Source organism: Pectobacterium aroidearum, assembly GCF_015689195.1.
Classification (GTDB): Bacteria; Pseudomonadota; Gammaproteobacteria; order Enterobacterales; family Enterobacteriaceae; genus Pectobacterium; species Pectobacterium aroidearum.
The window spans coordinates 1646296-1664458 of sequence record NZ_CP065044.1 but is presented as its reverse complement, the minus strand read 5'-3'; the positions used below and the strand labels follow the sequence as shown (position 1 = coordinate 1664458).

Here is an 18163-nt window from a genome sequence, read left to right as displayed (position 1 = left end):
GTCCCGTTCACTGGCTTACGGTTCATTGCGGGCAGAGCGTGCGCATTATTACCCCGTCGAGAACGACATGGTTGAGTGCCACACGCCCAGCCCATCATGTCAGTTATGCGTCATCCTGTGATGATTCCGACGGCGCATCGCTGCGGATTTCCACATCATCATTGCCTGGTTCTGGATGATTCGTCAGTTTGGCAAGAATAGTGGCCAGCTTGTAGCGCATTTCCGGACGACGAACGATCATATCGATCGCCCCTTTCTCGATCAGGAATTCACTACGCTGGAAGCCCGGCGGCAGCTTTTCACGCACGGTTTGTTCGATAACGCGTGGACCGGCAAAACCGATCAGCGCTTTCGGCTCGGCAATATTCAGGTCACCCAGCATCGCCAGACTTGCGGAAACACCGCCCATCGTCGGGTCAGTCAGCACGGAGATATACGGCAAGCCGCGCTCACGCATTTTTGCCAATGCCGCACTGGTTTTCGCCATTTGCATCAGCGACATCAGCGCTTCCTGCATACGCGCACCGCCACTGGCAGAGAAGCACACCAGCGGACAGCCATCTTCCAATGCCTGCTCAACGGCACGCACAAAACGTGCACCGACAACAGAGGCCATTGAGCCTCCCATGAAAGAGAACTCAAAGGATGCAGCCACAATCGGCATGCCATAGAGCGTGCCTTTCATGACGATAAGCGCATCTTTCTCATCGGACTGTTTCTGCGCAGAAACCAGACGATCTTTATATTTTTTGGAATCCCGGAATTTCAGGACATCCTTCGGTTCCAGTTCACTTCCCAGTTCGACAGTGTTTTCTTTATCCAGAAACGCCTGTAGACGGTTACGTGCGGAAAGACGCATATGGTGATCGCACTTCGGGCAGACCCCCAGATTGCGCTCCAGCTCAGCACGATAAAGAACCTGACCGCAGCTATCACATTTTGTCCAGACCCCTTCAGGGATGTTCGCTTTACGGGTCGGTGTGATGTTGCTTTTGTTAAGAATTCGTTCAATCCAGCTCATTGATAACCTTTCTGCTTGAACCTGGCAAATGCCAGTCCGCTGTTCATGTTATTCCCTGACAACATTGCCAATGAAAAAATGCCTGAGACGCACGACAATCGCGGTACAAAGGCATCGGCACTCAGGGTGTTCCCAAGAACAGACCATAAATGCTGCCCATTAAACCATAACGTTCCGGGACTGTGGATAAAAAACTGGTCAAACCGGATGTTAAAATACTTCACTTATTTCACATTGCCGCGCGCGGCTGCTCTACGATGGCGGACAATCTCAATAACGCCCGGCAGGATAGAGAGAAAAATAATCGCGACAATCAGTAATTTCAGATTTTCCTGCACTACCGGCAAATCGCCAAACAGGTAGCCCGCATAGGTGAACGACAGCACCCACAACAGCGCACCAATGACATTATAGGCCGCAAAATGCCGATAGCTCATGTGCCCCATCCCGGCGACAAACGGCGCAAATGTTCTCACAATCGGGACAAAGCGCGCCAGAATTATCGTCTTACCGCCGTGACGCTCGTAAAACGCGTGCGTTTTATCCAGATAGCTGCGGCGAAAAATCTTCGAATTCGGGTTGCTAAACAACTTTTCACCGAACAGCCGGCCAATAGTGTAGTTCACTGCATCACCCGTGATTGCAGCAACAATCATCAGGAACACCATTGTATGCACATTCAGATCGTTCGACGGTAACGCCGCCAGCGCCCCTGCAACAAACAGCAGCGAATCGCCCGGCAGAAACGGCGTCACTACCAGCCCGGTTTCACAGAACAAAATCAGGAACAAAATGGCATAAACCCAGACACCATATTGCGCCACCAGTTCCGCCAGATGAACGTCAATGTGCAGAATAAAATCAATAATAAACTGTATAAATTCCATCACAACTTCTTCTCCCCAAAGTGTATACCGATTGCACGCGGTCGATATACGCAAGGCAGCCGGAATTCCCGCGTTGCCTTGCGTATAGCACGCCAAACAGCATCGTCCTTAATACGCACCGCACACGGTCAGATGACCATAGGTCAACAGGCCCCGTGCGATACGACAAAAAACGCACAACTCACACCAATAAGCACTAGTCCGCCAAAAAGAGTGGACCCATCGTGGGCTGTGGCAAAGCAAAACGCGCCGGGTAATCCACCGCCACTAAATACAGCCCTTCGGCTCTGGCCGTCGCTGCCGCCAACGTACGATCTTTGGCCGCCAGCAGCTCTGCAATCCACGCCTCAGGGCGATTGCCACAACCGACTTCCATCAGGCTACCAACAATGTTGCGCACCATATGATGAACGAACGCATTGGCCTTAATATCTACCACGATATAGTCACCGTGACGTGTAACCTTTAAATGATTTACATAGCGCCACGGCGTGCGCGACTGGCATTGCACCGCCCGAAAAGAGGTGAAATCATTCTCCCCCAACAGGCACTGCCCGGCACGCTCCATCCGTTCCACATCCAGCGGATGATAAAAGTGCGTCATGCCATGTGAGAGCACCGCTGGGCGATAGCGGTGATTATAGATGACATAGCGATAGCGACGTGCCGTCGCGCTGAAGCGCGCATGGAAATCCTCCTCCACCGTTTTCACCCAGCGCACAGCGATATCTGGCGGTAAATTCGCATTCACCCCCATCGTCCAGGCGGCATCTTTTCTGATCGCCTGCGTGGTGAAGTGCACAACCTGTCCGGTACCGTGAACCCCAGCATCGGTTCGGCCGGCACAAAACACTTCTATCGGTTCATCCGCGACTTTGCTCAGCGCCTTTTCAAGACAAGCCTGCACGCTAGCGACATCACTCTGGCGCTGCCAGCCATAATACTGGCTACCGTCATACTCAATGCCCAACGCGATTTTCAGCGGGGCGCGTTCGTTTTCCGCAACGGCGTCGGCCTGAATCGCCTCCGCCTGAGTGGTTTCCGACATTACCCGAGATACTCCCGCACCAGACATTCTGCTGTTTCCACCGCCATCAGCGCACCGCCGAAGCGAGCGTTATCGGCGACCGACCAGAATTGCAGCAGTTCAGGAATCCCGTAATCGTTACGCAGACAGCCGACGCTCAGTTGTCCATTGCCGGACGCATCACCGACCTGCGTCGGGTAATCCTGTTCGTCACTAACTTCAATATTTCCAGCATTGAGCAGTTCATCGCGTGCTTCTTCCGCAGACAGCGGACGCAGCGATTCAAGATGGACAACCTGCGCGTGTCCATAGAACACAGGAGACTGGATGCAGGTCACTGAAATCGGCAATCCTTCGTCCTGCAAGACTTTACGCACCTGATCCACCAGACGACGTTCTTCACGTACGCTGCCGGCTTCATCCGGTAGTAAAGGCAACAGATTGAACGCCAGCTGTTTCGGGAAAATCCCGGCTTCTGGCGGAATACCGTTCAGCAAACGCGCACTTTGCCCAGCCAGATCGTCTACCGCCGCTTTGCCGAGGGCGGAAACCGCCAGCATATTGACGACATGCAGGCGTGAAAGCCCTGCCGCATCGGTCAGCGGTTTAATCGCCGTCAGCAGTTGGCTGGTCAGACTGTCGGCCACCGCAACAATATTACGGTTACGGTAATCTGCCAGCGTATGTGCATTCACGCCGGGCACGACCAGCGGGACATCCGGCTCCAGCGCAAACAGACCGCTGCTGTCGATAACCAGACAGCCTGCATTCCCTGCTTCTTCTGCATAGCGGGCGCTGACATCCTGACCAGCGACAAAAAACGCCAGCTGTGCCTGTGACCAGTCAAAATCAGCCACATCGGTGACCAGACAGGACTGGCCGTTAAAACGTATGGTTTCACCCGCGCTACGTTCGCTGGCCAGCAGATACAGTTCACCCACCGGGAATTCGCGTTCCTGCAATAACTCCAGTAACGCCGTGCCTACTGCGCCCGTGGCACCCAGCAGAGCAATATTCCAGCCGTCAGACATTTGGTTCTCTCCCAAATTTTGAATGAAACACAAATCATAAATGGAACCAACAGACGATCGCGACGCCGTCTGTTGGTTCATGAATAAAAAAAGTGATGCTCGCGCGAAACGCCGTTAGCGTGCGCCCCGCACTGACGCCGTGAATCCCAGCGCGTTCAGGCAATCTGCGCTGTCAGCATCAGCGCAGATAACATGGAGTGACGACCATTCGCGTCGTTCCTGATAATGTTTGCGCAGGCGATCGAATTCGCCTTCCTGATGCGCAACGTGGCGCAACAACGCATCATCCCGGCGCACATCATACACCAGATGCACCAGACGTTTTAGCAGCGCCTCATCCAGCGGCACGGTCAGTGTCACTTCGGCATACTCTGGCTCAGGCAAAAGCGACGAAAGCGCCACTTGCTGCGGGGTTCCGATAAACTCGCTCCAGGCTTCAAAGACCTGCGTAGTACCGCGCGCCTTCCCTTCCAGCGTATAACCAGCGATATGCGCCGTGCCAATATCGACGCGAGCTAGCAGATCGGTTGATAATTCAGGCTCGGGTTCCCATACGTCGAGAATGACGCTAAGTTTTTTACCCCGTTGCAAGGCCTCAAGCAGTGCCGCATTATCTACCACCGGACCACGGCAGGCATTAATCAGAATACGTCCGTCGGCAAACGCATCCAGCACGCTGGCATCAACCAAGTGATGGGTACGGTATGGACCATCGAGATACAGCGGCGTATGCAGCGTCAGAATGTCAGCATCGCGCACCAGCGTCTCTAGCGGCAGGAAATCCCCCGCATCACCGCGATCGGCACGCGGCGGATCGCACAGCAGCGTTTTAACGCCCCAGGCTTTCAGACGCGCATCCAGACGTCGGCCAACGTTTCCCACGCCGACAATCCCGACGGTTTTATCACGCAGTTGGAAACCATCACGTTCGGCCAGCATCAGCAAAGAAGAAAACACGTACTCCACTACCGCGATGGCATTGCAGCCGGGCGCAGCAGAAAACGCGATACCGTTGGCGTTAAGCCAGGTATCATCAACATGGTCGGTGCCAGCCGTCGCGCTGCCGACGAATTTTACCGCCGAACCAGACAGCAGATCCGCATTCACCTTCGTGACCGAACGCACCATCAGCGCATCTGCGCCTGCCAGCAGATCGCGCGGTAAAGGACGTCCCGGCACAGCCTGCACGTCACCCAGACGGCTAAAAAGCTCGCGGGCATACGGCATATTCTCATCAACCAGAATCTTCATTGTCTTCTCCGACATCGGTAGCCAGCCAAAAAAAGCGGGGAGATATTTTGCCACCGAATGGGGCAGAAACCCAAGGCAATTACGACGCGATATCTTTCCTTCCTCTGCCCACATCAACATCACGCGGCTCCCATCCACGCACGAGGCGACCATTTACCGCAGCAAAACCAAACCGTGTTAAAGGACATCGCGAGTTGATAGTCGCCGTGTGCCTCTGCTATGTTGTTTGCCGTTGCGGCACTTGCCCTATCTTTACCTCCCAGATCAGACAACCGATACGTTCTCTGTCTGGTCTGTTATGAGAAATCCAACGTTGAACGCCTTATTCCCCACCATTGCCGTGCTGATCTGGTCAGTGAATGTCATTGTCAACAAGCTCTCCGCGAGCGTCATCGACCCGGCTGCTATCTCATTTTATCGCTGGCTACTGGCATTTCTCGTCATGACGCCATTCATGCTGCCAAGCCTGCGTCAGCATGCGACAACCATTCGTCAACACGCCTGGAAATTGCTGGTGCTGGGGTTACTCGGCATGGTGCTGTATCAAAGTCTGGCCTACTACGCGGCGCACTCGATCAGCGCGGTGATGATGGGCATTATGGGGTCGCTCATTCCACTCCTCACGGTCCTGCTCAGCATCCCTCTGCTACGCATCGCCCCCACGCTAGGCGTGCTGCTCGGCAGCATTCTGTCGCTGGCAGGCATTATCTGGCTGATTGGAGAAGGACATCCAGAACAGATTCTGGCGCAAGGCATCGGCCCCGGTGAATTCATGATGTTTTGTGCGTCGCTGTCCTATGCACTCTATGGTGTGTTAACCAAACGCTGGAGCATCCCGTTACCCAACTGGGTATCGCTCTATGTGCAAATTGCCTTTGGCGTGGTGGTACTGATTCCAAATTTCCTGCTGACGGACAACGTGCAGCTTAATGCCCAGAATCTGCCGCTGGTGATTTTCGCTGGCATCATGGCCTCAATCATCGCACCTTTTTTGTGGATTCAGGGCGTTATGCGTCTGGGAGCCAGCAAAGCCGCCATTTTTATGAATCTGACGCCCATTTTTACAGCAATGATCGCGATTGGATTTTTGCACGAGCCTTTGCACCATTATCATCTGATTGGCGGTGGCATCACACTACTCGGTGTTATCCTCGCCCAGCGTCTGCGTACGCCGCTGGGACGCCCCTCATGAGATTCGTGCCTTTTAAGCGGTGCATGACTATCGGCGGTCACAGGAGATTGCTATGATTCCTCTCAATCATGACGGCAGTGAGGATAACCGATATGCAACCTGTAAGTGGCCCGGGTGCCCCGCTGCCCGGCGAACGCCCGGTTACGTCGACAACCACATCCTCAGCCTCGAATGCCACAGGCTCCGCCAACGGCGATCGACCGCTCACGCTGGCACAGCGTACCACGCTGGAAAATCTGGTGCTTAAAGTTGCCGCACTGACAACATCAAAAGCAGCAGAAGTCTGGACGACGGTAAAAACAGGATTAGGTCTGGCAGAGAATAGCGAACTGCAATCCCGCCACTACCAACCTGCCGAGCAGATACTTCAGACGCGTTTAACGCAGGCACAAGATAGCGGTGGACGCCAGCAACTGCTCCAGCGCCTGACGGATATGCTGTCTCAGGGAAATAATCGTCAGGCAGTCAGCGATTTTATCCAGCAACGGTTCGGCAGCACCACGCTAAGCGCATTGAATAAAACGCAGCTACAACAGGTTGTGACGCTGCTACAAAATGGGCAAATCCCGCAGTCAACGGCACCGGCCAGCGCGACACAAACCGCTCAGGCTGCCAACTCGCCCGATCGTCCCCTCAATCCTGCTGAACAGCGTGGCCTGAATCAGTTAGTCACCCGATTGGCGACCATGACCGGGGAACAACCAGCAAGAGTGCTGAGTAATCTGATGATGATGCAGAATCTTAACGCGGGTGACACCATCCCGTTAAAACACCTGCCCTTGCTCACGCAGTTCCTGCAAGCGCAGGTTGAGTTGCAACAAACACAGACGCTGCTGCGCGCCACCTCACCGGCATCTCAGGGGACACCGACAAATGCGGGAACCGCAGGCGCAGCACCAGAATCGCTGACAGCCAACACGGCTAATACGACAAACGCGACGCTGTCATCTACAGCGAACCTATCATCACAGCCACTATCGGCACAGAACGCGCTGCTTTCCCCAAACCTCGCCCCGTTGCAGGCTTTGCTACAACAGCCAATGACCGCGCAGGAACAGCACCTATTGATGGATTACACGCAGAATCGCTTCAATATCGGCTTACAAACGCCGCTGACGCCGATGCAGGTCAGCGATCTGCTGACGTTCCTGTTTACACAGCGCATTCAGCGTGCGCAGGAAACGGACTGGACGGCAACTTCACAATTGCTGCACCCGCTGTTCAACCCTCTGATTGCCTCACTGCCGCTCAGTTGGCAATCCCTGTTCCATAAGCCGATGTTTCTGGTGATTGTCAGCACCTGCGTGGCCGCATTTCTGCTCTGGGTGTTGATCTAAGCACCGTTCTCATTACGACCAAGGCAGCTCATAAGTATTCCAACAAAAAACCCCGCGGCTTGCGCCAGCGGGGTTTGATTACTTTTCATAATAATACGCGAATGAAAAACCGATTATTTATCGAGTTTTCTCATTACCAGCGTCGCGTTCGTACCACCGAAGCCGAAGCTGTTAGACATCACCGTGGTCAGTTTACGCTCCGTCGGAGTCGTCACGATATTCAGGCCAGCAGCCTGCTCATCTAAATTTTCCACGTTAATGCTTGGCGCAACAAAGCCGTGTTCCAGCATCAGCAATGAGTAAATGGCTTCCTGAACGCCTGCGGCTCCCAGAGAGTGACCGGTCATTGCTTTCGTCGCGGAGATCGCTGGCGATTTGTCGCCAAACACTTCACGAATCGCACCCAGTTCCTTCACATCGCCAACCGGCGTAGAGGTACCGTGAGAGTTCAGGTAATCAATTGGCGTATCAACACCGTTCATCGCCATCTTCATGCAGCGAACGGCACCTTCACCCGATGGGGCAACCATATCTGCACCGTCAGACGTCGCACCGTAGCCGACGATTTCTGCGTAGATGTGCGCACCGCGCGCCAGCGCGTGTTCCAACTCTTCGACAACAACCATACCGCCGCCGCCTGCAATCACGAAACCATCACGATCGGCATCATAGGTACGGGACGCTTTTTCTGGTGTTTCATTGTATTTGGTCGACAGCGCGCCCATCGCGTCAAATTCACAGGCCAATTCCCAGCACAGCTCTTCAGCTCCGCCAGCGAATACGATGTCCTGTTTGCCCATCTGAATTTGCTCAACGGCGTTACCGATACAGTGTGCAGAGGTCGCACAGGCAGAACTGATGGAGTAGTTCACACCGTGGATTTTGAACGGCGTTGCCAGACAGGCAGATACCGCGGAACCCATGGATTTGGTCACAACATAAGGACCAACGGCTTTCAGGCCACGCGGGCTACGCATCGCGTCAGCACCAAACACCTGATAGCGCGCAGAACCGCCGGAACCGGCAATCAGGCCAACGCGTGGGTTATTTTGATAAACTTCATCAGACAGGCCGGAATCCTGAATCGCCTGCTCCATGGATAAGTAGGCATAAATCGATGCATCACTCATAAAACGCACAATTTTGCGATCGATGAGGCCAGTGGTGTCCAGTTTGACATTCCCCCAGACGTGACTACGCATACCGGAATCTTTCAGCTCTTGAGAGAAAGTAATACCCGAGCGGCCTTCCCGCAATGATGCCAGAACTTCCTGCTGGTTATTACCGATGCTTGATACGATCCCCAGGCCAGTAATCACTGCACGTTTCATTTAATACCTCTTTTTCCACTTATAGAGTTTGGGATTTCGCTTCGCACTTTAGCGTACAGTTGTAAGCTGAACAAGTCCGATCAGCCGAACTATCGCGAAATTATTGCTAAATTTGCGCCACGATATTCCGCTCGTTAAAATCTCGCCATCACTTGAATAATGAGCTTTTACCGTGACGAACCTCCCCATCCAACATGCGTCGTTAAGTTGGAACGCTCAGGGTACACCTGTATCGCAACAGTTTGATGACGTCTATTTTTCGAATCAGGATGGGTTAGCTGAAACCCGTTATGTGTTTTTAAAGGGCAATCAGTTTCCTGAGCGTTTCGCCACACATCCGCGCACTGCCTGCGTAATAGCAGAAACTGGCTTTGGCACGGGCCTGAATTTTCTTACGCTGTGGCAAGCCTTTGCCGACTTTCGTCAACAGCAACCACAGGCGACCTTGCGCCACTTGCATTTCATCAGCTTCGAGAAATTCCCTCTACGTCGGCATGATTTAGCGGCCGCACATGCTCAGTGGCCGGAACTGGCCGCCTTTGCGGATGAACTGCGTGAGCAATGGCCGCTGCCGCTGCCGGGTTGCCACCGCTTGATTCTGGCGCAAGGTGCTATCACGCTCGATTTATGGTTTGGTGACGTCAACACGTTGCTGCCTGAGTTGGATGACACCCAGAATCATCAGGTCGACGCCTGGTTCCTGGACGGCTTCGCCCCCGCCAAAAACCCGGACATGTGGACAGATAACCTGTTTCAGGCAATGGCTCGTCTGTGCCGTCAAGGAGGCACGTTTGCCACCTTTACCGCTGCGGGCTTTGTACGTCGCGGTCTGCAACAGGCGGGGTTTCAGGTCAGTAAAGTCAAAGGATTCGGGCAAAAACGCGAGATGCTGAGTGGCATCCTTCCCGAGACGCTTCCCATCACCTCGCCGACACCGTGGTATGCGCGTCCTGCGGCCAGCACGACTGACGATATTGCGATTATCGGCGGCGGCATCGCCAGCGTGCTCACCGCACTGGCGCTGCAACGGCGCGGAGCAAAGGTCACGCTCTACTGTGCGGAAGCCCTGCCTGCCACGGGTGCCTCCGGCAATCGTCAGGGTGCGCTGTATCCCCTGCTGAATAACAGGCACGATGCGGTATCCCGCTTCTTCTCCCTTGCTTTTGACTTTGCCCGCCGCAGTTACACGGCACTGGCGCAACAGGGTCTGGCATTTGAGCACCAGTGGTGCGGAGTTAGCCAGCTCGCCTGGGATGAAAAAAGCGCGCGTAAGATCGAACAGATTCTGCAAGGCGAATGGCCGGAAGAGTTAGTCATTAGCGTGGATGCACAACAACTGGAAAACCAAAGCGGTCTGAATCCCGGCGTAAACGGCATCACCTACCCCGACGGCGGCTGGCTGTGTCCGGCAGAACTAACAGCCGCTGCGTTGAAGCTGGCACAGCAGAACGGCCTGTCGGTACAGATGAATACCTCCGTTTCCGCACTGGAGAAAACGGACGACGGCTGGGCGCTCACCTTCAGTACCGGCCAACGGGTAAGTCATGCGGTTGTGGTGCTGGCAAATGGCTATCACATTACTGATTGGTCGCAAACTCATCATTTACCCGCCTACGCCGTGCGCGGGCAGGTCAGTCATATTCCCACTAACCCCGTGTTGGGGCAGCTTAAACAGGTTCTGTGCTACGACGGCTATTTGACACCGGTCAGCCCGCGCCATCAAACGCACTGCATCGGGGCAAGCTATATACGGGGAGAAACCCGCTGTGAGTATCGGGAAGAAGAACAGCAAGAGAACCGCCAGCGGCTACTGAACTGCTTGCCCCACGCAGAGTGGGTCAAGACGATCGATGTCAGCAATGCGCAAGCACGCCAGGGTGTGCGCAGTGCACTACGCGATCATCTGCCGCTGTTAGGAGCCGTGCCGGACTATGAACAAACGCTGGCAGAATATGAAGATCGGCTGCATCCACAGCACCGTGCCGACACCGTGCCGAGCGCGCCTTATTGGCGAGATCTGTTTATTATCGGTGCGTTAGGCTCACGTGGGCTCTGCTCTGCCCCACTCGCGGCAGAAATTTTGGCTTCACAAATGTATGGAGAACCGCTGCCGCTGGATCGCGACACGCTTGCTGCGCTAAACCCGAATCGCTTCTGGATAAGGAAACTGCTGAAAGGCAAACCCGTCACTCAGGATTAATGAGGAAGAAGATGTGCTGGCTTGACTAAGCCAGCACTGATTGCTTAACGATGAGCACTGATGAAATCAGTGTGTACTGTTCTGCGCCTGCTGGAACAGTCGTTCCCACATTCCGTTAACCAATACCTGATCCGGCGGTGACAGTTCGCCATTTTTAATAGCGTTATTAATACTGTCGCTAACGCGCACATGTAGTGCTTCAAGCGTGTGTTCCCCGTTTTCTTCCGCTTCTGCAACCGACACTGTCAGATGACCGCGCAAGTAGCCACCAGCAAAAAGCTCGTCGTCGCTGGCATGTTCTACCATGTCATCAATCAGCGCCAGAATGCGCGTTTCAAATTCTGCGATCATTTCTTATCCTCAAATTTTTTGCAGTTCCCGCTCATCACAGATCGGCTGGATACGGGAAGCTCGCCGCCGTCAGCGGGGGCGTATTGTAAAACGATTGTAGCGCACGAATAAAGCTCGCCGGACGCGCAGGAATCCCCTCGTCCAGATACTGCATCACTTGCGCATGCACACGCCGTTGGAAATCAATGCGATCTGGCTCGCAATCGCCGTTCAGGTTGTCGCAGCTGACATTAAACGGAAAACCCGCCGCAACACAGAACAGCCAGTCGAAGGCCTGGGGTTTAATCTCCACCACTTCGAACTGGCTTTGCGTCGTGGCATCGCGGCCATCCGGGCAGTACCAGTAGCCGAAGTCGACCTGCAAACGCCGCTGGGCACCGGCAATACACCAGTGGGAGATCTCGTGCAGCGCGCTGGCATAAAAACCATGCGCAAACACAATCCGGTGATACGGAATGTCATCATCCGCTGGCAGATAAATCGGCTCATCGTCGCCTTTTACCAGACGGGTGTTGTATTCATCGCCAAAGCAATCATTAAAAATATCAATAAGTTGCTGATAATGGTGCGTCGTTGTCATGTTATCTGTTGTGATCATAAGATTGTTATCATAAAAACTGTCCCAGCCAGGCAGCAATCTCGTGTCCGTGGCTGTCATAAATCAGCTTGCTGCTCATAATGGCGGAAACCAGCACCAGCATAGGACGAATCAGCTTTTGCCCTTTCGTCATCACCATTTTAGCCCCAAGCCGCGCGCCGAGGATCTGCCCGATCAGCATGACGCCCCCAACCACCCAGACCACTTTTCCGCTAAGCATAAAAAACAGCAGCCCGCCGAAGTTGGAGGTAAAGTTCAGGATTTTGGCATTCGCCGTCGCTTTTGCCAGATTGAAACCATACAGGGTGACAAACGCCAGCGCATAAAACGACCCAGCGCCGGGGCCAAAGAAGCCGTCATAAAAACCGACGCAGCCGCCTGCCACAATCGCAAACGGAAGCGGCGACAGGCGACGTTGCCGATCGTCATCACCAATTTTTGGCGTGAGTAAAAAGTAGAGACCAATACCAATAATCAGCACCGGCAGCAGTTGGCGCAAAAAGTCGGCATGGATTTGCTGGATCAGCCAGGCACCAAAGGTCGAACCGATAAACGTCAGCGCAATCGCCAGCTTCTGCTCGCCCAGATTGACCGCGCGGCGACGGATGAAATACAGGCTGGCGGAAAAGGATCCTCCGACGGCCTGAAGTTTATTCGTCGCCAGCGCCTGCGCAGGGGATAAACCCGCCGCCAGCAAGGCTGGGATCGTCAATAAACCGCCACCGCCCGCAATCGAATCAATAAACCCTGCCAACGCCCCAACAAAAAACAGCACGGCCAGCATCTCTGGCCCAAGAACTAACCAGTCCATCGTTATTCGTTATCTCGCAGCAAAATGTCTGTCGAGCAATGCCTGACAAGAAGGAGGCAATGGCGGCGGCGTGGTTTTTTCTGGGGCTTCGCTACTCGGCTGCTTCGGCTGGAACCAGCTGGTTAACTCGGCACCGCATCCGTCACCGATGGGGGGTTCACTCTGTTCCTGACATTCCAGACTGTCCGCCGGGCAGCGCAGGCGCACGTGCATGTGCGCGCGATGCGCAAACCAGGGGCGGACTTTACGCAGCCAGTCACGATCGTGGCCCGCTTCGGCACACAGCTGTTTTTTAATCGCCGGATTGACGAAGATACGCGTTACATCGTTATCCAACGCGGCGGTTTTGATCAGGGTGGTGATTTCCGGTCGCCAGACGCGCGGGTTAACGTTCAGTCCGCTGGCGTTAACCAAGTCGATAGGTTGCGGCTTCAGCAACTGCTGCTCGCTCCAGCGCTGTCTGGGTAATTGCAGCCAGATGTCGACATCTAGCCCGGATTGGTGACTGGCGTGGCCGCTGCTGAAACGTCCACCGACAGGCATGCCCATATCCCCCACCAGCACATTACCCGAGGTCGTACGCTTCACCTCGTTGCTCAGGCGGTGAATAAATGCCAGCAGATCGGGGTGGCCGAAATAGCGGCGCTGATCGACACGCATCACCTGATAATCCAGCGACTGCAATGGCAGCGGCTGGGCACCGATGATACAGCCATTGGAAAAACTACCAATTGACTGCGGCGCGCCCGCAACCGGATGTGCGATCTCCTGCCAGGGCGTTTTCGCCCACGCGACGTTCGACCACAGCGGCGCGCTCAGCGCCAGCGCGAGAACCCCGATTAACCCTTGTTTCATTATTTTTTACCAGCGAGGAACCTGACTATTCACATCCCCACACTGTGCGCGTTGGCGCAGCAGGTGATCCATTAACACAATCGCCATCATGGCTTCGGCAATCGGCACCGCACGAATACCGACACAAGGATCGTGACGGCCGCGTGTGACCATTTCCGTCGCTTCGCCCTGACGGTTGATCGTTTTCCCCGGCACCATAATGCTGGAGGTCGGTTTCAACGCCAGATGCGCAACGATATGCTGACCGCTGCTGATCCCGCCTAAAATGCCGCCAGCGTGGTTGCTTTGGAAACCGTCCGGCGTGATTTCGTCACGATTTTCGCTGCCACGCTTGGTGACAACCGCAAAGCCATCACCAATTTCAACGCCTTTCACAGCATTGATGCTCATTAACGCATGAGCCAGATCGGCATCAAGACGATCAAAGACCGGCTCACCTAATCCGGCGGGCACAGATTCCGCCACGACGCTCACCTTCGCGCCAATGGAGTCGCCCTCTTTTTTGAGCGCACGCATCAGTTCATCCAAGGCTTCCAGCTTGTCGACATCCGGGCAGAAGAACGGGTTTTGCTCAACCTGATCCCAATCTTTCAGTTCGCAGGTGACATCGCCAATCTGCGACAGATAGCCACGAACTTTCACACCGTATTGCTGTTGCAGGTATTTCTTCGCAATCGCGCCTGCGGCAACGCGCATCGCGGTTTCACGCGCAGAAGAGCGACCGCCACCGCGGTAATCGCGCAGGCCATATTTTTGCTCATAGGTGTAGTCCGCATGACCGGGGCGAAAAACATCTTTAATCGCGCTGTAATCCTGAGAGCGCTGATCGGTGTTTTCAATCAGCAGACCAATGCTGGTCCCTGTTGTCACGCCCTCAAAAACGCCGGACAGGATCTTGACCTGATCGGGCTCGCGGCGCTGCGTCGTATAGCGGGATGTCCCCGGGCGGCGACGATCCAAATCGTGTTGCAGATCCGCTTCGGTCAGCGGGATCCCCGGTGGTACGCCATCAACAATACACCCCAGAGCAATACCGTGGGATTCACCAAATGTAGTGACGCGGAAAAATTGCCCAATACTGTTGCCTGCCATCACAACTCCTTCGCATGTGTTCTGTTTCTGTCCCACCGCGCAGCCAGATGCACGATAGGACTACTGAATATCGTTATGACCGCTTAGTCGCGGTAAGCGCTAAAGTGCGCTTTGCAATCAACCAGCTGTGATTGCGTGAGCATAAATATGCCGTCACCGCCATTATCAAACTCCAGCCAGGTGAACGGAATCTCTGGATATTGCTCGATCAGGTGCACCATGCTGTTGCCCACTTCGCAAATCAGCACGCCGTCGTCGCGAAGATAGTCTGGCGCGCAGGCCAGAATACGACGAACCAGATCCAGACCATCGTTGCCCGCCGCCAGCCCAAGCTCCGGTTCGAAACGGAACTCCTGCGGTAGATCGGACATATCTTCTTCATCCACATACGGTGGATTGGTCACGATCAAATCATAGCGAATCGTAGGCAAATCGCGGAACAAGTCAGACCGAATCGGCGTCACGCGGTATTCCAGACCGTGCTGCTGAATATTCTGTTCGGTTACCGCCAGCGCATCACTGGAGATATCCACGGCGTCAACTTCCGCTTCAGGGAATGCCTGAGCGCAAGCTATTGCAATACAGCCGCTGCCCGTGCACAGATCCAGAATATGGTTTGGTGCTTTTGGTAACTGCTCATCAAAATAGTTATTGATCAGCTCACCGATAGGAGAACGCGGCACCAGCACGCGTTCATCAACGTAGAATTCCAGGCCGCAGAACCAGGCCTTGTTGGTCAGATAGGCAACCGGAATACGCTCGTTAACGCGGCGGATCACGCGTTCAACAATGCGCTGCCGCTCGCTGGTGATCAAACGAGACGTGTACATATCTTCAGGAATATCGAGCGGCAGATACAGACTAGGCAATACCAGCTGTATGGCCTCATCCCAGGGATTATCCGTCCCGTGACCGTAATAGACGTTGGCTGCGTTAAACCGGCTGACAGCCCAGCGCAACATATCCTGAATGGTATGAAGTTCACTGACGGCCTCATCGACGAAAATTTTGTCCAAGGGTGTCCTCCGCAGACAGTTCTGAACGGGAAATTGGCGCTTAGTTTGCCATGAAGCCCGCGACAAATCAGCAGATATAACCGACTGAACGCGCCCCGATACAGACTTTTATTTAGCGACAGCAGGCAGACAAGGTAAACTGATCGAATGTTGACGCAAGATGAATGAAATATGAGTAATAAATATTCGCTGAATGACGACGAATTACAGCTTTTTCGCACGTCAATCACTGGCACAAAAAAGTTGCGTCAGGACACCTATACCCACAAACCACTGCGCAGGAAAATAGGCGAATTGCCGGCAAAACGGGCATTGCAGGAACAGGTTGATGCCAGTTTCTATTTCTCGGATGAATTTCAGCCGCAGTTGGATGCAGAAGGCCCTACGCGCTATGTCCGTCCAGGCGCCAGCCACTATGAATTGAAGAAACTGCGACGGGGAGATTATTCACCAGAGCTGTTTCTGGATCTGCACGGCCTGACGCAGCTTCAGGCGAAACAGGAACTGGGCGCGCTGCTGGCAGCTTGCCGTCGGGAGCACGTTTACTGCGCCTGCGTGATGCACGGGCACGGCAAACATATACTGAAGCAGCAAACACCGCTCTGGCTGGCGCAGCACCCCGATGTGTTGGCGTTTCATCAGGCCCCGAAAGAATTTGGGGGGAATGCCGCGCTACTGGTATTGGTGGCGCTGGAGGCACCTTCGCTTGAGTAACCCTTGTCATACGTCAAGCATGCGGGCGTGTAGCAAGCTACACGCCTCATCCCCTCTGAATGCCGAGTTTCTCGATTAGCAATCAGGGTTTCGCGGTCAGTTGTGCTGGGCTAACCTGCCAATGCAGCACACCATTGCCGGATTCCGCTTCCAGTTTCACGCAGGCGATGGCGGACGTAGCGAACATCGGAGCCGTTTCATTCCGGCATAATTCTGCAACCAGATAGCCCACCAGCGGCAGGTGCGAAACCACCAGAACCGCACTAACGCCTTCTCTCGCCAGCGTTTGCAGGTAATAACCGACAAGCTGGGCATCACCACCGGGCGTCAGTTCATTTAAGCAATCCGCTTCTTCCGGCAGCAGCAGCTCTTTCTTCACCACGTCGAGCGTTTGCTGCGCGCGTAAATAAGGACTCACCAAAACGCGCTCAATATCAATATTTTGCTCGTTCAGCCAGCACGCCATCTGGCGAGATTCATCGCGACCAGCGTCGCTCAGTGGCCGAACGGCATCACTCGCTGCATCAAGTACCGCATCACCATGACGCATTATCAACACTTGCATATCACACCGCTATGTTAATGAAATATATGGTATATCCTCATAACCCTGTCGGTATGAGGATTGGCTTTTCTGCAATTGGGCATGCCCGCAACATAAGCCATATAAGGTATAGTGTCTTGCTGTAGGTTACCTGAGTTTCTTGCTATGTAAACTCGCCTGAGATCAGGTTTCGGTAGAAAAACGCATCCTCGCCGCGTCTTACCACAGGCAACCAACCGTAATCAGACAAAAATACGACCGAATACTGTTGAAAAATTAACCACCTCAATGCCGCGTTTTTATCCGATCCGTCGCCAAAGAGTCAATTATCGTTATGAATCGATAAAATCAGAAGGCGCGCTCAACTTTCAGTTTTTCTCAATAAAATATTGATAAATAAAACATTTAAAGACATTTGAGAGATCATTCCCCACCCGAAGAAAATGACCATAATTTTAAAATGGTCATTATAATCAATTACAATAAAACGAATAAATAAGATATAGAATTCAAAAAATAAAAACAAATCAGCATAAAAAACCAAAAAAATAAAAAAAGTCAATTTTTTACACTTTTTTAACACATATTAATTTTGTGATATTGTTAAACAACCACTCTACTTCTATCTTTATCTTAAATAGTGTTTTTTTTACTATTCGTTTTATATAAACAAGGTAATGACACAGAATATAACGTCATATAATAAAAATAGATTGCTCTTCTATTTATGGACGAATGCGCAATTCAGGATAAATCCCGAAGAATCTCTCTGTTGTTTTATATGCCCGCCATTATTCACGCCATGGAAGAAAAATGAGTAATACATTTCTTTATAGATTTATTCTCACCAAACGGAAAGCACTGAAAATAGTAGTGATATATATTTCAGCAATATGACATTTTTG

The 18163-nt window shown here is 53.3% G+C and carries 17 protein-coding genes; 4 read left to right on the top strand and 13 right to left on the bottom strand.

The window, feature by feature from the left end:
- Positions 1–103 precede the first annotated feature (103 nt).
- The 5 genes from accD to pdxB all read right to left on the bottom strand — a co-directional run bounded on the left by accD (position 104) and on the right by pdxB (position 5217).
- Positions 104–1021, bottom strand: a complete 918-nt coding sequence (gene accD, locus I2D83_RS07430; protein WP_015840990.1) for an acetyl-CoA carboxylase, carboxyltransferase subunit beta — start codon at positions 1019–1021, stop codon at positions 104–106.
- A gap of 224 nt (positions 1022–1245) precedes the next feature.
- Complete coding sequence (locus I2D83_RS07425) at positions 1246–1908, bottom strand: DedA family protein (protein ID WP_015840991.1); 663 nt, start codon at positions 1906–1908, stop codon at positions 1246–1248.
- Positions 1909–2104: 196 nt separating this feature from the next.
- On the bottom strand, positions 2105–2956 hold the full coding sequence (truA, locus tag I2D83_RS07420) for a tRNA pseudouridine(38-40) synthase TruA (protein WP_205947806.1): 852 nt from the start codon (positions 2954–2956) through the stop codon (positions 2105–2107).
- Positions 2956–3966 carry an aspartate-semialdehyde dehydrogenase gene (locus tag I2D83_RS07415; RefSeq protein WP_015840993.1) on the bottom strand — a complete coding sequence of 337 codons (1011 nt, stop codon included), beginning with the start codon at positions 3964–3966 and terminating at the stop codon, positions 2956–2958. Before I2D83_RS07415 ends, truA begins: the two co-directional genes overlap by 1 nt.
- A 114-nt stretch (positions 3967–4080) precedes the next feature.
- Positions 4081–5217: a 4-phosphoerythronate dehydrogenase PdxB gene (gene pdxB, locus I2D83_RS07410; protein WP_015840994.1), complete on the bottom strand. Its 1137-nt coding sequence runs from the start codon at positions 5215–5217 to the stop codon at positions 4081–4083.
- A gap of 298 nt (positions 5218–5515) precedes the next feature.
- On the opposite strand from pdxB, the gene I2D83_RS07405 reads away from it, so the two are divergent.
- Both I2D83_RS07405 and flk read left to right on the top strand, forming a co-directional pair.
- Positions 5516–6409 (top strand): DMT family transporter, encoded by an 894-nt coding sequence (locus I2D83_RS07405; RefSeq protein ID WP_241007284.1) that lies wholly within the window; start codon positions 5516–5518, stop codon positions 6407–6409.
- Positions 6410–6501: 92 nt separating this feature from the next.
- On the top strand, positions 6502–7746 hold the full coding sequence (gene flk / locus I2D83_RS07400) for a flagella biosynthesis regulator Flk (protein WP_205947805.1): 1245 nt from the start codon (positions 6502–6504) through the stop codon (positions 7744–7746).
- 113 nt (positions 7747–7859) lie between these two features.
- On the opposite strand, the gene fabB is transcribed toward flk, so the two are convergent.
- Positions 7860–9077: a beta-ketoacyl-ACP synthase I gene (fabB, locus tag I2D83_RS07395; RefSeq protein WP_015840997.1), complete on the bottom strand. Its 1218-nt coding sequence runs from the start codon at positions 9075–9077 to the stop codon at positions 7860–7862.
- 172 nt (positions 9078–9249) lie between these two features.
- Here fabB and mnmC point away from each other — a divergent pair, with 172 nt between their 5' ends.
- Positions 9250–11277 (top strand): bifunctional tRNA (5-methylaminomethyl-2-thiouridine)(34)-methyltransferase MnmC2/FAD-dependent 5-carboxymethylaminomethyl-2-thiouridine(34) oxidoreductase MnmC1, encoded by a 2028-nt coding sequence (gene mnmC / locus I2D83_RS07390; RefSeq protein ID WP_205947804.1) that lies wholly within the window; start codon positions 9250–9252, stop codon positions 11275–11277.
- A 66-nt stretch (positions 11278–11343) separates the two neighbouring features.
- Here the strand turns inward: mnmC and I2D83_RS07385 are convergent, their stop codons facing one another.
- From I2D83_RS07385 to prmB, 6 genes are all read right to left on the bottom strand, one after another.
- On the bottom strand, positions 11344–11628 hold the full coding sequence (locus tag I2D83_RS07385) for a YfcL family protein (RefSeq protein WP_010285074.1): 285 nt from the start codon (positions 11626–11628) through the stop codon (positions 11344–11346).
- A 34-nt stretch (positions 11629–11662) separates the two neighbouring features.
- The gene (locus tag I2D83_RS07380) at positions 11663–12208 is read right to left on the bottom strand and encodes an elongation factor P hydroxylase (protein WP_180777630.1); all 546 of its coding nucleotides are present in this window, start codon (positions 12206–12208) and stop codon (positions 11663–11665) included.
- 28 nt (positions 12209–12236) lie between these two features.
- Complete coding sequence (locus tag I2D83_RS07375) at positions 12237–13037, bottom strand: sulfite exporter TauE/SafE family protein (RefSeq protein WP_015841000.1); 801 nt, start codon at positions 13035–13037, stop codon at positions 12237–12239.
- Between the two features lie 9 nt (positions 13038–13046).
- Positions 13047–13892, bottom strand: coding sequence for a penicillin-insensitive murein endopeptidase (gene mepA, locus I2D83_RS07370; protein WP_015841001.1), 846 nt, complete (start codon positions 13890–13892; stop codon positions 13047–13049).
- A 6-nt stretch (positions 13893–13898) separates the two neighbouring features.
- Positions 13899–14984: a chorismate synthase gene (aroC, locus tag I2D83_RS07365; protein ID WP_015841002.1), complete on the bottom strand. Its 1086-nt coding sequence runs from the start codon at positions 14982–14984 to the stop codon at positions 13899–13901.
- Positions 14985–15067: 83 nt separating this feature from the next.
- Positions 15068–16000 carry a 50S ribosomal protein L3 N(5)-glutamine methyltransferase gene (gene prmB, locus I2D83_RS07360; protein ID WP_205947803.1) on the bottom strand — a complete coding sequence of 311 codons (933 nt, stop codon included), beginning with the start codon at positions 15998–16000 and terminating at the stop codon, positions 15068–15070.
- Positions 16001–16171: 171 nt separating this feature from the next.
- Here prmB and smrB point away from each other — a divergent pair, with 171 nt between their 5' ends.
- A complete protein-coding gene (smrB, locus tag I2D83_RS07355) occupies positions 16172–16714 on the top strand; it encodes an endonuclease SmrB (protein WP_014699114.1) in 543 nt (180 codons plus the stop codon).
- A gap of 82 nt (positions 16715–16796) precedes the next feature.
- On the opposite strand, the gene sixA is transcribed toward smrB, so the two are convergent.
- The gene (gene sixA / locus I2D83_RS07350; protein WP_015841004.1) at positions 16797–17279 is read right to left on the bottom strand and encodes a phosphohistidine phosphatase SixA; all 483 of its coding nucleotides are present in this window, start codon (positions 17277–17279) and stop codon (positions 16797–16799) included.
- Positions 17280–18163 lie beyond the last annotated feature (884 nt).